At 37.5% G+C, this 12,723-nt stretch carries 14 protein-coding genes; 5 read left to right on the top strand and 9 right to left on the bottom strand.

What is annotated here, in order from left to right; genetic code table 11:
- The first annotated feature begins 23 nt into the window (after positions 1-23).
- The gene (locus I6J02_RS19810; RefSeq protein ID WP_201679489.1) at positions 24-323 is read left to right on the top strand and encodes an antibiotic biosynthesis monooxygenase family protein; all 300 of its coding nucleotides are present in this window, start codon (positions 24-26) and stop codon (positions 321-323) included.
- Between the two features lie 74 nt (positions 324-397).
- Here the strand turns inward: I6J02_RS19810 and I6J02_RS19805 are convergent, their stop codons facing one another.
- From I6J02_RS19805 to I6J02_RS19765, 9 genes are all read right to left on the bottom strand, one after another.
- The gene (locus I6J02_RS19805) at positions 398-1,300 is read right to left on the bottom strand and encodes a hypothetical protein (RefSeq protein ID WP_201679488.1); all 903 of its coding nucleotides are present in this window, start codon (positions 1,298-1,300) and stop codon (positions 398-400) included.
- A gap of 230 nt (positions 1,301-1,530) precedes the next feature.
- Positions 1,531-1,881 (bottom strand): PKD domain-containing protein, encoded by a 351-nt coding sequence (locus tag I6J02_RS19800; RefSeq protein WP_201679487.1) that lies wholly within the window; start codon positions 1,879-1,881, stop codon positions 1,531-1,533.
- A gap of 116 nt (positions 1,882-1,997) precedes the next feature.
- A complete protein-coding gene (locus I6J02_RS19795; protein WP_236582189.1) occupies positions 1,998-4,364 on the bottom strand; it encodes a TonB-dependent receptor domain-containing protein in 2,367 nt (788 codons plus the stop codon).
- Between the two features lie 94 nt (positions 4,365-4,458).
- Positions 4,459-5,199, bottom strand: a complete 741-nt coding sequence (locus I6J02_RS19790; protein ID WP_201679485.1) for a phosphatase PAP2 family protein — start codon at positions 5,197-5,199, stop codon at positions 4,459-4,461.
- Between the two features lie 51 nt (positions 5,200-5,250).
- The gene (locus I6J02_RS19785) at positions 5,251-6,537 is read right to left on the bottom strand and encodes a sensor histidine kinase (RefSeq protein WP_201679484.1); all 1,287 of its coding nucleotides are present in this window, start codon (positions 6,535-6,537) and stop codon (positions 5,251-5,253) included.
- Positions 6,534-7,208: a response regulator transcription factor gene (locus tag I6J02_RS19780; protein ID WP_201679483.1), complete on the bottom strand. Its 675-nt coding sequence runs from the start codon at positions 7,206-7,208 to the stop codon at positions 6,534-6,536. The genes I6J02_RS19785 and I6J02_RS19780 overlap by 4 nt, the downstream gene beginning before the upstream one ends.
- A 182-nt stretch (positions 7,209-7,390) precedes the next feature.
- A complete protein-coding gene (locus I6J02_RS19775; protein WP_201679482.1) occupies positions 7,391-7,804 on the bottom strand; it encodes an EamA family transporter in 414 nt (137 codons plus the stop codon).
- Between the two features lie 16 nt (positions 7,805-7,820).
- Positions 7,821-8,912 carry a DKNYY domain-containing protein gene (locus tag I6J02_RS19770; RefSeq protein ID WP_201679481.1) on the bottom strand — a complete coding sequence of 364 codons (1,092 nt, stop codon included), beginning with the start codon at positions 8,910-8,912 and terminating at the stop codon, positions 7,821-7,823.
- Positions 8,913-8,962: 50 nt separating this feature from the next.
- Complete coding sequence (locus tag I6J02_RS19765) at positions 8,963-9,622, bottom strand: hypothetical protein (RefSeq protein ID WP_201679480.1); 660 nt, start codon at positions 9,620-9,622, stop codon at positions 8,963-8,965.
- 178 nt (positions 9,623-9,800) lie between these two features.
- Here I6J02_RS19765 and I6J02_RS19760 point away from each other — a divergent pair, with 178 nt between their 5' ends.
- The 4 genes from I6J02_RS19760 (at position 9,801) to I6J02_RS19745 (ending at position 12,627) form a co-directional block, all read left to right on the top strand.
- Positions 9,801-10,283 carry a GNAT family N-acetyltransferase gene (locus I6J02_RS19760; protein ID WP_201679479.1) on the top strand — a complete coding sequence of 161 codons (483 nt, stop codon included), beginning with the start codon at positions 9,801-9,803 and terminating at the stop codon, positions 10,281-10,283.
- Between the two features lie 154 nt (positions 10,284-10,437).
- Positions 10,438-11,160 (top strand): AAA family ATPase, encoded by a 723-nt coding sequence (locus tag I6J02_RS19755; RefSeq protein WP_201679478.1) that lies wholly within the window; start codon positions 10,438-10,440, stop codon positions 11,158-11,160.
- Complete coding sequence (locus I6J02_RS19750; protein ID WP_201679477.1) at positions 11,157-11,891, top strand: YggS family pyridoxal phosphate-dependent enzyme; 735 nt, start codon at positions 11,157-11,159, stop codon at positions 11,889-11,891. Before I6J02_RS19755 ends, I6J02_RS19750 begins: the two co-directional genes overlap by 4 nt.
- A 13-nt stretch (positions 11,892-11,904) precedes the next feature.
- Positions 11,905-12,627: a glutamine amidotransferase-related protein gene (locus I6J02_RS19745; protein ID WP_201679476.1), complete on the top strand. Its 723-nt coding sequence runs from the start codon at positions 11,905-11,907 to the stop codon at positions 12,625-12,627.
- The last annotated feature ends 96 nt before the right edge of the window (positions 12,628-12,723 follow it).

The raw sequence follows: 12,723 nt of genomic DNA, 5'->3' as shown, positions 1-12,723 counted from the left end.
CTATTCATAATTAATCCATTCATATGATTTTAGAAGTCGCTATATTAAATGTTAAACCGGGACGGTCTGATCAGTTCGAAACTGATTTTCAAACTGCAGGTCAATATATCTCTTCAATTGAAGGTTATATCAAACATACATTGAAAAAATGTGTAGAAATTGAAAATCAATATATTCTTTTAGTCGAATGGGTTTCCGTAAAAGCGCATGAAATTGGATTCAGAGAATCTACCCAATATGTAAAGTGGAAGGAATTGCTGCATGATTATTACGATCCATTTCCACAAGTTCTGCATTATGAGGGCGTGATCGACAACAGTTAAAATGGAAGCTAATGTGAGAATCCTGACATTAGCTATTCTGCATATAACCAGGTTCGCTATTTTAAATCTTTGTATTATTCTACTATAATCTTCAATGAATCGGACTGCACGAGTACCTTATTTTTTGTACGTAGATTTTCATCAGGACCAAGCAGTTCTTCTTTAAAAGCTTCCTCATAGGGGTAAATTTTATACTCAAACCGACTTGGAGGTATTGTAAAAATTCCTTTTTCTTTAGCGGTCATTTTCATGTTGAAGATTCGGTTTTTGATATAAAGCTGACCATCCAATGTTGCCATTCGCTTACCGATATCATTTACATTCCAATCATAATTTGCGACATTAAAGTTAGCATCTATCAATTTTTTAAAACCCGGAATACCAACCTCATAGTCAACATTCCCTGAATCAATAATTGCAAATAGAGCTTCAGGAGCTCCCTTTTCCACTAAGTCTGCGGGAGTAAATTTTGAAATCTGAGAAAATTTCGAATATTCGTACAATACGAGCCTGATGGTATCATCAATATTATAGCGATCCTTGTCTGTTTCTAATACCAATTTTACGGCGTCGATGTTCACATCTTGTTTTTCTACAACTTCAATAACTGCTGCGCTACTTTTATAAATCTTTCCAGCTATTTTAGCTTCTATAATAGGGAGATTTGATTTTCCTAATGATCCTGCTTCAAAAGTGATGTCGTAAACATATAAATCACCTTGTGCTTCCATTTCTCTTTCGATCTCTGAACCATCGAGTTCTTCGTATGCATCTTTGGTTGCTGAATGCACTTTAATACTTCCAGTTTCCGGTTTATTCTTAAAGAATAATCTTAACGTAACAGATTTATTCAGTTCGACTGTAGGCTGAAAGACCAACCATATCATCTCATTATCCTGTTCCTGAGAAGATCCACCGCAAAATGTTAAGTTAAATAGTAAAAATAAACATAAAAGATGACGGGTGATTATTTTCATTTTTTAAGTGATTTAATACGTTTATAATCCGTTCAGACATAAATATAATATATTTTTTAGATATGCTGACTGGTTAAACCGCTATCGATAAGTAATCTGGAAATGTGCGGAAGGGATTGATAACAGTCAAAGTTAAGGGCTGGGCTGATGTTCTCTATAACCCATTGACAATAAAAAAGCGATAGGATAGACTATACTCTCATGTCGCTTATTTCTATCTATTTTGGAAATTATTTAACAATCACAGTTTCTTTAACATCGAAGGTACATCCTCCGCTGGTTTTTACAGTTGCAATAGCTGTAAAAGTTCCACTTTGACTATATGTGTGGCTGGAAGTTTTGCCATTAACGACTTGCTGAGCACCGTCACCATAGACCCATTTAACTGAATTATTCAATTGCTGCTCTCCTGAATAAGTTATATTAAAATTAATCAGTTTCGCGTTCTGATCAGAAGAAGAATGCTCCACATTTGTCAAAAAAGATTCGCCTAAACAGTCAATCATACTTTCCTCAACTTTATCACTACAAGACATAATACCTAGAATAGAAAATAGGAGGAATAGTTTCAATAACTTCATAGTTTTTTTATTAATAATAAATTTATATTTTAAACAACAAAATTATAGAATAATTGTTTTATCCAATTAAAATTGATTTTTATTGGATTTGGTTCAAAGTGCTAAGATTATTAAGATTAGAATTTATAACTGTATCCCAATCGTACGACCTGTGTTTCATAGTAATCTTTACTGGTGTAATAAAAAGTATTACCTTCTATAGTCTTTTTAATCACCATAGTATTTAATAAGTCAGTTGCATTTAAAAAGAGTTCTCCTTTTCCTTTTTGGATAGGTTTTTTGATTCCTACATCGACAGAAAACCGGCTTTGTATTTTTCCTTGCGGAATAATATCAGGGGCAAGATAGATTGCTGTTAACTGTGCATCAATTCCTTTTGGCAGATGAAATTTATTATTCACCTTCATCGTACCCGAAAACATACGTTGTTTATCTGCATGAAAGCTGTGTGCAACAGGGTATAGGTTTTCTACAGTAAAGGCATTTATCTGATTGCGATAAATATTTCCATTGATATCTAAGGTATAAGAATCAGATATTTTTTGATGAAACATAGCTTCCATTCCGGAGTTATAGCTTCTGCCTGCATTCTGAAAAATGGCGTAGATCAGATTGCTTCCGGGTACAGTAGTAGATATACGGGAAATGGTACCATCGGCGAAGCGATGATACAGGGCTGTATAAATATAACCTTTGGTCCAGTCACTGCGGTATCCGAGTTCAAAGGAATTGGTAAACTGCGGACGTAAAGCGGGATTACCAACCTTGATAATCTCTGCATCATCATATTTGGGAAATATCCGTATATCTACTTCATTGGGTCTGTCCACTCTTCTGTTGTAAAACAATGAAAGCTTATTTTGGGTATTTATCTTGTATGCAAATCTTACATTAGGAAATGGCTGTGTGTAATTGTATCCGTCACTTTTGTATGTCGGATGCTGAGGGTTTACATCATACTGCAGATTTACATATTCCATTCGAAGACCAATTTCTGCTTCAATCTTTTCGTTTTCAAAGATGTAATTTCCGTATGCAGCAGGGATTATCTCTCTGTAAGTCGCCCAACCACCCGCATTGCTGTCCAATGGCGAATGAAGTCCCGGGATAAAGAGCATATCGGTAGGGATGCGTCTGTGTCTGAATTTCAGTCCTCCCTCTATCCGGCCATATTTAAGAGGTCTTACATAGTCAATATTCAGATCCGTTACCTGTTCATCAGATATCAGTTTGAACGCGTCTTTACCCGTAAACTGAGGCAGGATATTGTCAAAAAAATATTTTTCATCCTCACGATGGAAGGTATAGTTAAGTCCGGCGCTTAATGTATGTCCGGCTTCTTTAAACTTGTGCTGATAGTTCGCCGTAGCCATTACAGTCGTTTTGAGCTCGTCTTCTAAAAATTGCCACAATCTGATCCGCTCAGAAAGGTCCGCATTAAAAAAGGGTTCATCACCGCGGTCTATTATCTTCTCACTACCAAAAAGTCCGGATACAGTCAGTATATTCTGCTCGTTTATGGTCCAATCCAGACCCATCCTTGAAGTAAAGTAGTTTGTATTTCTGTTGCGTTTGGTTTGTTGACGGATAGTAGTACCATCTTCGTATACACGATCTACAAACTCATTTTTATTTAATGTCTGTGTATACAGGTTATCCACTGATACAAAGGCATTGACTTTATTCTTGCGATAGTTGAGGGAAAGAGAAGGATTGATCTTTGGCGTAAACGTATATTGTGGTCGGATGGTCGGCAAATTGTCCTGACGCACCCATAATGCTCCGGCACCGGTAGTTAATCCAATCTTACCATTTAACCCTTCTTTCTTCTCTTTTTTCATAATTATATTGATAATACCCGCATTTCCGTTCGCATCATATTTGGATGAAGGATTATTGATGACTTCAATACGGTCAATAGCTGATGCCGGAATATTATCCAGTCCTGTCTGGCTGCCAAATCCGGTCATAGCTGTCTGCTTACCATCAATAAGAATAGCAACTTTGTCACTGCCTCTCAGCTGTACTTTGCCCTCCTGCGTACTTACTCCCGGCAGATTTTGGAGTACCTGTAATATGGATCCTCCGGTCTGACTCAAATTATCAGCGACTGTAAATGTCTTTTTATCCATCTTTTGACTTATTCCGGATTGTTGCCCCGTTACTGTTACTTCGTCGAGCATCTGTTCATCAGATTCCAGATTTATACTTGCGATATCCAGGTATTCGGAAAGGCTACCTACATACAGATTTTGTTGCAGATTTTTATAGCCCACCAGTGAAATAACCAGTTGATAATTGCCTGGTTTTACATTAGACAAAACAAAACGGCCCTGTTCATCAGAAACAGTTCCTGATACAAACTTGCTATCTGATGATGTGTTAAGGGTTATGGTTACATATGGTAAATATTCTTTGCTGGCCTGTGCTTTTATAGTTCCTGACAGTGTTACCGAACTCACCTGTGCAAAGCTGATGTTCATGAATAGAAATATAAAAATTAAGAATGAAATGATTTTTTGATGCATGCGTTTTGAATTTATATCGTGTCAGAATTAGGAAATGTAAATTTTCATTTTAGTAACTTTCTTCCATATACCGTTTATAGGCTATGGCTTCCTTTTGTTTTTTAGTTAATCTGTAGTGATGTGTCCAATAGCTTGCTTTCATGGATAATATTCCTATGGCAGCACCCACAAGCACATCACTGATGTAATGCCTGTTATTGACCATACGGAATGTACCTACAGAAGCCGCTACACCATATGCAGCATAGGGCATCCAATGAAATCTGTCTTTATATTCTTCACTAAGAAAAGTTGCTGCAGCGAATGCCTGAGCTGTATGTCCGGAAGGGAAGGATTCGTAGTTGGATCCGTCAGGACGTTGTTGATGGATAGATTTTTTCATAATGTAGGTAATACCGACCATAGCAGCTTCACCTTTGATTAGTATTGCTGTCCGGTTATAGAGATCCGTTTTTGAGGCGATTCCTAATCCATCCAGACTGTAAGCGGCAAGGATAGGGGAGAATTGTAAAAAATCGTCTATATGCGTACGAAATCTGGGGATATGCTCATTTCGCTCTTCTACGATTTCATTTTTAAATGATTCCGGGCCATTACTGTTCAGGGCTATACCGGATATAAGTAAAGCTCCCGGAATGTATAGTTGACGGAATTGGAAATGAGATCTTGAGATAGGGGAATTAGATAAGATCTGCGTACTATCCGGTTTTAAGGTACGTTGACTATATTGTGCTGAAACGCTGATACAGATCAGTTGAAGAATGCTGAGAAGCCAGAATCGATTTACCATTGTTTGTTTTTATTACAATGATAAAAGCCAATTTTGAAGAAAATTTGAATTTTAGAAACCTACACGGAAACAATGAAGATTATTGTCAAACTGGTATGTAATATCCCATTTTTGTCTTTTGCATATTTCCTTGATAATCGGAAGTCCGAGTCCGCTTCCTGAGCTTTCGGATGTAGTGCCGGAAAAGCGGTTAAACAACAGATCCTGTCGTAGCGGATCACTACCTGAGTTGCTGACCTCTAAAAACTGAGGATTTAAAGCCAGTGTAATAGTTCCACCTGGCCGGGTATGTCTTATTGCATTGATGATTATATTGTTGACCAGAATTTCGATGAGTGTTCTGTTTCCGCTTTTTATAATCTGAGGACTTATTTTATCGGAGATTGTGAGTTCTTTCTGATCAGCATGTTCCTGCAAAATAAGCAGGGACTGACGGATCATCAGACTTATATCCAGATCTTCCCGATCGTCAAATTGTAAGTTTTCAATTTTTGCCAGTAAAAGTAAGTTTTTATTGATGCGTGCACTGCGGCTTAGGGCCTTATTAATATCTTCAATAATATGGTATTGTTCTTCTGTAAGTTGCTGTTGCTGGAGGAGAAGATCCAGTTTATTTTTCATGATGGCCAGAGGTGTCTGCAGTTCATGTGAAGCATTTTCTGTAAACTCTTTCTGAGATTTGAATACCGTAATATTATGTTCCAGTAGCTTGGTCAGTGCTGCATTCAATTCTTCAAATTCCAGGGTGTCACTCTTATCAAATTCAATTGCTGTTTGTGTATTCAGGTTGAAAGTTTTGAGTTTGGATAATGTACTTCTAAAGGGGGTCCACAATTTAATGGAAAGTCTTTTGTTTAAGATCAGGAAACCTACAACAAGAATAATAAAGAATAATAATGTAACTACTGCAATAGCAATCACGGTTTCTTCTGTCTCTTCCACATTGGTCTCTACTGTAAGCATATATGGCTGACCGTTGACCCTGATTATTCTTTGTAACACTCTGAAACGGTCAATTTCTTCATGATCGGTGTATGGATTTGCTCTGCGGATTGTATATGTACTGTCTGCGGGAATCAGGTTGTCAGTGAACGGCCGAAGATTGGTTCCCGGCTGTATACTGTTCCAGAGTATAATACTCTCGGACAACTTTTGCTGATTCAGCTTAAGTTTATTGAGTTGATTTTCTGTACGATCGGCTACAATTTCGTTATGCTCATCCAGTTCACTTAACCAGATGCCGTCTACCAGGAAATAATAGATCGGAATACTGGAAAGCAATACTACTAATGAGTATATGATAAATGGTTTTATGGATTTACTAAGTAATTTTTTCATCCTTCCCATTTGTATCCACTGCCGTAGATGGTTTTTAGATAAGATCCACTGCGCGCCTCCTGTAATTTTTTCTTCAGATTTTTAATATGGGCATAAATAAAATCATGATTATCCAGCATGTCTGCTACATCTCCGGACAGATGTTCTGCGAGTGTACTTTTTGAAATGACTTTGTTCTTATTCCCGATAAAGTAAAGCAGGAGATCGAGTTCTTTTTTTGTAAAGGGTACGACATGATCACCTACGGATACTGTTTTAGCTAACAGATCGATCTGAAGTTCATTTTGTACAATAATATTGGAATTTTGAAATTGCTTACGTCGTATGACAGCATAAATGCGCGCGACCAGCTCCGACAGATGAAAAGGTTTGGTCAGATAATCGTCTGCTCCGATCTGCAATCCTTTAATTTTGTCATCAAGGGCATCTTTGGCTGAGATAATAATGACGCCATCCTGTTTTTCCTGAGCCTTCAAAGTCTGCAATACATGCATTCCGTTGCCATCAGGAAGCATAATATCTAATAAAATACAGTCATAGTCAAATCCGGCTATTTTCTCCTGAGCCATCTGAAAAGTGGATGCAAATTCACACAGATAACCTTGCTGACTGAGGTAGTCACCAATGCTTTTTGCAAGCTCGTATTCATCTTCTATGATCAGGATTTTCATTTTTTGAACTGCCGGATTGTAAACTATTCCTTTAGTGCAAATTAAACATTCAATTTTGAATTCTTTTTGAATTTGAATAATATGTTTCGAAAATATATAACAATAATCATATCATTTGCTTGCCGAATAATATATACAGCCGCATAAGATTATAATTTTAGTATCTGATATCTCTGGAATCATTACCATATAATGACCAGTGTGCCGGCAACGATGAGCAGACCTCCAACTATTGTTTTAGCATCTGCCGGCTCTTTGAGGAGCCAGAAGGAGAGTCCTATGGCAATTGCTACGCTTAATTTATCAATAGGAGCTACTTTGGAAACATCTCCTGTTTGTAAGGCTTTAAAATAAAATAACCAGGATAAGCCTGTCGCAATCCCGGAGAGCGTGAGAAATAACCAGTTTTCCTTATTGAGAGTTTTTACTTCTTTGATTTCTCCACTCAACAGCACAATGCCCCATGCAATGAAAAGCACAACCAATGTACGGATTGCTGTGGCCAGATTACTGTTGACACCTTTTACGCCGATCTTGGCCAGAATGGCTGTCAGTGCAGCAAAGAGGGCGGAGAGTAAAGCGTAGTATTTCCACATAGCGTTGGTGATTTTTTTAATATAATTTACCTGACTGATCCTGAAGCCGGACTTTGTTTTCTTTTCTGACGTATTTAAACTGATTTCCCTTGTCGTCCCTGAAATCAAAATCTTTGCCCTTCATCCTGCGGAATGAAGACGGATCAGGCACATTTACGATAGTGGCTCCACTGTACACATGATCTTTATCTTTTCCGATGGCAAGATAGAGATTCTGATACGTTGCTGCATCTGCTCCATTTATAATTTCTTCCTGATAATAAACTTTGTTTTTATCTTTTGCGACAAAGAAACTGGAGGAAATAAAGAGTATTTCAAATGATGATGCATCTGCTTCATTTGGATGAAATAGATTTCCATCAACAACAACTTTACTGTCTATACAAAGGACATTATTATGAAGCACGCGTATATCCTTGCTGTTTTGAATAGGTTGTTCGACCAGCTGACTGACATAATAGAGTAAAGTGTTATGATTAAGCAGGATATAATGCTCTGTCAGTGAATCGATAACTGCCGGGACATACTTCGTCGCTTTTACAAGCCTGTTTTCATTGATATAAAGCGTATTCTTATCTGTGGAGAACGATTTATTGATAATCCTGTAAGTCGAATAATCTACTTCCAATGGTTCGTAGTTGTAAAAATAACGGTTTTTATCTTTGGCCCATTGCTGGTTTGGAGCAGCCAGTTTTGTGAAAGTTTTCGGATCAGCAAGACGTACAATGCTCCATTGGTTTCTGTCTTCAGGATTACTTGGCCGGCCTGGTTCGAAGGAATAGTTTTTGGAATAGTACACATGGTCCTTATCTTTAAAGAGGCCATCTTCCAGATAGAATGAAGAATAATCTACCTGCCTTTGTGCATATCCCTTGTAATATATATGTGTCTTATCCTTTGCAACATCGGCCGACAATACTTTAAATGTGATTTTGTCAGCGCCTGTTTCCACAGAACCTCTTTCAAATGAATTACCTCCCGGTATGTAATAAATCTTGCCGGATTTGAGATAGTAATTTTCAGATATGGCATCTACCTGTTCAGCACAGGAAAAGAGCATTCCCAGCTGCGAACATGATATCAGGGTATATAAAATCTTTCTAAACATAGTGAATGCCTTTTAATAGATTTATACAGAAAGTTATCTGCTATAATTCATTATTCTGGAAAACCCGTTTCCGTACTACCGGATGCAGATTCCTGCTGATTGCGTTTTGAATTTCTTTCCATTGCAATTATCTCCAGGACCTCGCTTTGCCCTTCGGTTTTCCTGATCATAAAAAATGAAGTACGTGTTTTTCTGTCATTCCATTGGTAATAGGAGCGCTCTGAATCTACGACCTGATTTCCTTCCTGATCAATAAAGACAGATCCGGATTTGCCCTCCTGATCCCTGTAAAACAAAGGGGATCCGTACTTTTCCTTGAAAACTTTGATCATTTCTTCGACCAGATCCTTTCCGGATATTCTTAATTCATATCTGAAGATAACTTTACTTTTTTTATCATAAAAAACGGAGATTTTTCTGAATTTATGGCTCAGGTCAATGCTGTATAACTCTGCAGGGACATCTTTTTTGAGGGTAAATTCTTCAAAATCAATTTTGGGACCGGAAGCTTTGTTATCATTATCTTTAAGGGACATTCCCCATATTTCCAGTGTCTTATCTATAGTCCTGCCAAAGCGTATATCTGAAAGTGTAGCCATCTGATTGGAATGAGCAGGATTTCTGCCCGGATTTTTATCCGGATATGTATTGCAGGATATTATTAACAATACAAATACCATGCTTACCCATAAATGTGACTTTATCTTCATATACGTTATAAAAAACCGTTTTTCGCTTAATTCTAATCAAAAATAAATTATTGTATCCGTATTTGTTCCGTTTTGTTAAACTCATTTTACTAAACCTGACTTTGATTTAATATACGTATGCATTTAATACATATCTGATAGCTTTTGATATGAAAGAAATTTGTATAAGTTTGCAGATATGATTTTTAAAGTTGCAGAAGAGGCTGATATTGAGGGAATACAGCAGCTGATACACTTAGTTAAAGAAACAGTCTTCATACACACAAATCTGGGATCAGATGAAGAAATGGCCTCGCTGATTTGTGAAAAAGGAAGAGGCTGGATTTGTCTGGTGAGGGGACAATTATCCGGGTTTGCCCTTTTGGATTTAAATGAAAAGTGTATTTGTGCACTATTTGTTCATCCTGAATATGCAAAAAATGAAATGGAGATAAAGCTTTATCGTTTAATGGTCAGCTGGTATTTTGAAAGAACAAAAGACAAGCTGACGCTGCATATAAGTCCAAATTCAACCACAGAAAAATTTTATGAGCTGCAGGGCTGGACCTATGCAGAAAGTTGCAATGCTGGTGAAGTCAGGATGGAATTAAATTATAATGACTGGCAGCAAAGAACATTCTTTAATAGACCTAAATATTCTTTTTCTGACAAGACATCCTAAACACAATACGTATTTCTGCTTCCAGAATCAGTTGCTTGATAAGGCTTTGATTTGGACTATCTGTTTTTAACAAAACTGTACCAGTCGGATTCTCCTCATTAACCCTATTTTTGTATACAAATTGATATTACATACTCTAAACTATCTCTGATAAATGAATATATATGACCTTCTCATAAATGATAAAGAACAGGTTTCCCTGGCAGATATCTTTCTGGAAGATAGCAGCAGACAATCATTTGTTCAACTCATAAAGGAACATACTTATATAGATGAATTACATAAATATGGTCTGCCAGTAAATAATAAGATACTACTTCATGGCAGTTCGGGTTGTGGAAAGACAATGACGGCAAAAGCCATTGCTAAAGAGCTGGACAAGAATATCCTGATCCTGAATCTCAGTAATATTGTATGTTCAAGAATAGGGGAGACTTCACAAAATATCAAACAGGTATTTGATAAAGCCGGCAGAGAAAAAGCTGTCTTGTTTTTGGACGAATTTGATCAGATAGGAAAGGCGAGAGGAAATGATGACAAAGATGTCGGCGAAATGCGAAGACTGGTCAATACGTTGATTCAGCTGATAGACTACTATCCTGAAAATGCGTTGTTGCTATGTGCTACGAATCATGCAGAGATCATTGATGCTGCATTATTAAGACGTTTTCAGTTGCGGGTAAATTTTGAAATGCCTTCCAGAGACGTTTTGGATACCTATTATGATAAACTTTTATCCGCTTTTCCGGAGGATCTGCAATACATTAATCGTAAGTATAATATTTCATTTGCGGAAGCTAAAGATCACACTTTTACCCTTGTAAAAGCGAAACTGATCAATACCTTGGAGGAGAAGAGAAAAAATGTACCGGTATGAATCAGGAAATAATCGATAACATAGCCGTTATACATGACCGCATAACCCGGGCATGTGCGCAGACTGGTCGTGACCACAGTGAAGTCAAACTCTTACTGGCGACCAAAACGGTGCCTTCTGACCGTATAAGAACGGCACTGCAAGCTGGTCATACCCTGATCGCAGAAAATAAAGTTCAGGAGATCAAAGAAAAATACGATGCTTTAAAAGATATTCCGCATGTCAATCATTTTATCGGACATCTGCAGACCAATAAGGTCAAAGATCTGCTGAAATATGATATCACCTGTATTCAGTCGCTTGATCGCATAGAGCTTGCCCAAAAATTACATCAGCGGTTAAAAGCTGAAAACAGGACTATAGAGGTATTCATACAAGTAAATACATCCTTTGAAGAAAGCAAATTTGGCGTGAGTCCTGATCAAGTACTGGATCTGGTCAAAGAAGTTGCCCTGTTGGATACATTAAAAATAAAGGGTCTGATGACGATAGGGCTGCTGAGTACAGAATCCGAAAAGGTCGTTCCATGTTTTCGCCTGTTAAGAGATATACAGCAGCAGATCATAGCTTTGAACATCCCCAATGTAGAAATGAGCGAACTGTCGATGGGTATGAGCGGAGATCTGGAAGTGGCTATTGCAGAAGGTGCAACTATAGTACGTGTAGGAACAGCTATTTTCGGACAGCGACCTACGTCAGATAGTTATTACTGGAACGAAAACGGCAATTAAAATAATTCCTTATATGCATATTCATTTTGTACAGCATGAACTCTTCGAAGCACCGGGAGCTTACCTGCTATGGGCTATCGAACGTCAGTATACAGTTAGTTTTTCAAAGCTGTATGATGGAGACATTTTGCCTGATAAAGTAGATCATATAGACCTGTTGATTGTAATGGGAGGACCTCAAAGCCCGGATACTTCTATTGAAGAATGTTCGTATTTTGATGCTAAGGCTGAGATTCTTTTGATACAAAAATGTGCAGCACTTGGGAAGGCCGTAATTGGAGTTTGTCTGGGTGCCCAGCTTCTCGGAGAGGCAATGGGCGGGGAATATTCACATAGCCCGGAAAAGGAAATCGGAGTTTTTCCGATAAGTCTTACTCCTCATGGTCTGCAGGATGAAAAGATCGCTCATTTTGGTACAGCATTGGCTGTAGGTCACTGGCATAATGATATGCCCGGGCTGACAACGGAAAGCAAGATACTGGCCAGCAGTGAGAGTTGTCCAAGACAGATAATAGCTTATACAGATCTGATGTATGGATTTCAATGTCATATGGAACTTACAGCTGAAGTAGTAGAATTACTGATTACAGCTGATCAGGAACTTCTAACCAGTAACCATACATACCCGTTTGTACAGAAACCAGAGGACATAAGAAGTTATGATTTTATGGAAATGAATCTCAAATTGTATGGTTTTTTGGATAAGCTGATGATGAAATATGCAAACAATGTATAATATCATTATTAAGAGGATTAGATATATCTGAAACCTTCTTGAATTTTGCGTGAAATTTTATATATTTAATTTTTATTCAAGAAAACAGAATTTTTG

This window comes from Sphingobacterium spiritivorum (assembly GCF_016725325.1).
In the GTDB taxonomy this organism is placed as follows: Bacteria; Bacteroidota; Bacteroidia; order Sphingobacteriales; family Sphingobacteriaceae; genus Sphingobacterium.
This window is presented reverse-complemented; position numbering and strand designations above follow the sequence as displayed.

Excerpts from the sequence above, each read along its gene's own strand:
- I6J02_RS19810 (WP_201679489.1), top strand. The coding sequence starts at position 24 with ATGATTTTAGAAGTCGCTATATTAAATGTTAAACCGGGACGGTCTGAT.
- I6J02_RS19805 (WP_201679488.1), bottom strand. The coding sequence starts at position 1,300 with ATGAAAATAATCACCCGTCATCTTTTATGTTTATTTTTACTATTTAAC.
- I6J02_RS19800 (WP_201679487.1), bottom strand. The coding sequence starts at position 1,881 with ATGAAGTTATTGAAACTATTCCTCCTATTTTCTATTCTAGGTATTATG.
- I6J02_RS19795 (WP_236582189.1), bottom strand. The coding sequence starts at position 4,364 with ATGAACATCAGCTTTGCACAGGTGAGTTCGGTAACACTGTCAGGAACT.
- I6J02_RS19790 (WP_201679485.1), bottom strand. The coding sequence starts at position 5,199 with ATGGTAAATCGATTCTGGCTTCTCAGCATTCTTCAACTGATCTGTATC.
- I6J02_RS19785 (WP_201679484.1), bottom strand. The coding sequence starts at position 6,537 with ATGAAAAAATTACTTAGTAAATCCATAAAACCATTTATCATATACTCA.
- I6J02_RS19780 (WP_201679483.1), bottom strand. The coding sequence starts at position 7,208 with ATGAAAATCCTGATCATAGAAGATGAATACGAGCTTGCAAAAAGCATT.
- I6J02_RS19775 (WP_201679482.1), bottom strand. The coding sequence starts at position 7,804 with ATGTGGAAATACTACGCTTTACTCTCCGCCCTCTTTGCTGCACTGACA.
- I6J02_RS19770 (WP_201679481.1), bottom strand. The coding sequence starts at position 8,912 with ATGTTTAGAAAGATTTTATATACCCTGATATCATGTTCGCAGCTGGGA.
- I6J02_RS19765 (WP_201679480.1), bottom strand. The coding sequence starts at position 9,622 with ATGAAGATAAAGTCACATTTATGGGTAAGCATGGTATTTGTATTGTTA.
- I6J02_RS19760 (WP_201679479.1), top strand. The coding sequence starts at position 9,801 with ATGATTTTTAAAGTTGCAGAAGAGGCTGATATTGAGGGAATACAGCAG.
- I6J02_RS19755 (WP_201679478.1), top strand. The coding sequence starts at position 10,438 with ATGAATATATATGACCTTCTCATAAATGATAAAGAACAGGTTTCCCTG.
- I6J02_RS19750 (WP_201679477.1), top strand. The coding sequence starts at position 11,157 with ATGAATCAGGAAATAATCGATAACATAGCCGTTATACATGACCGCATA.
- I6J02_RS19745 (WP_201679476.1), top strand. The coding sequence starts at position 11,905 with ATGCATATTCATTTTGTACAGCATGAACTCTTCGAAGCACCGGGAGCT.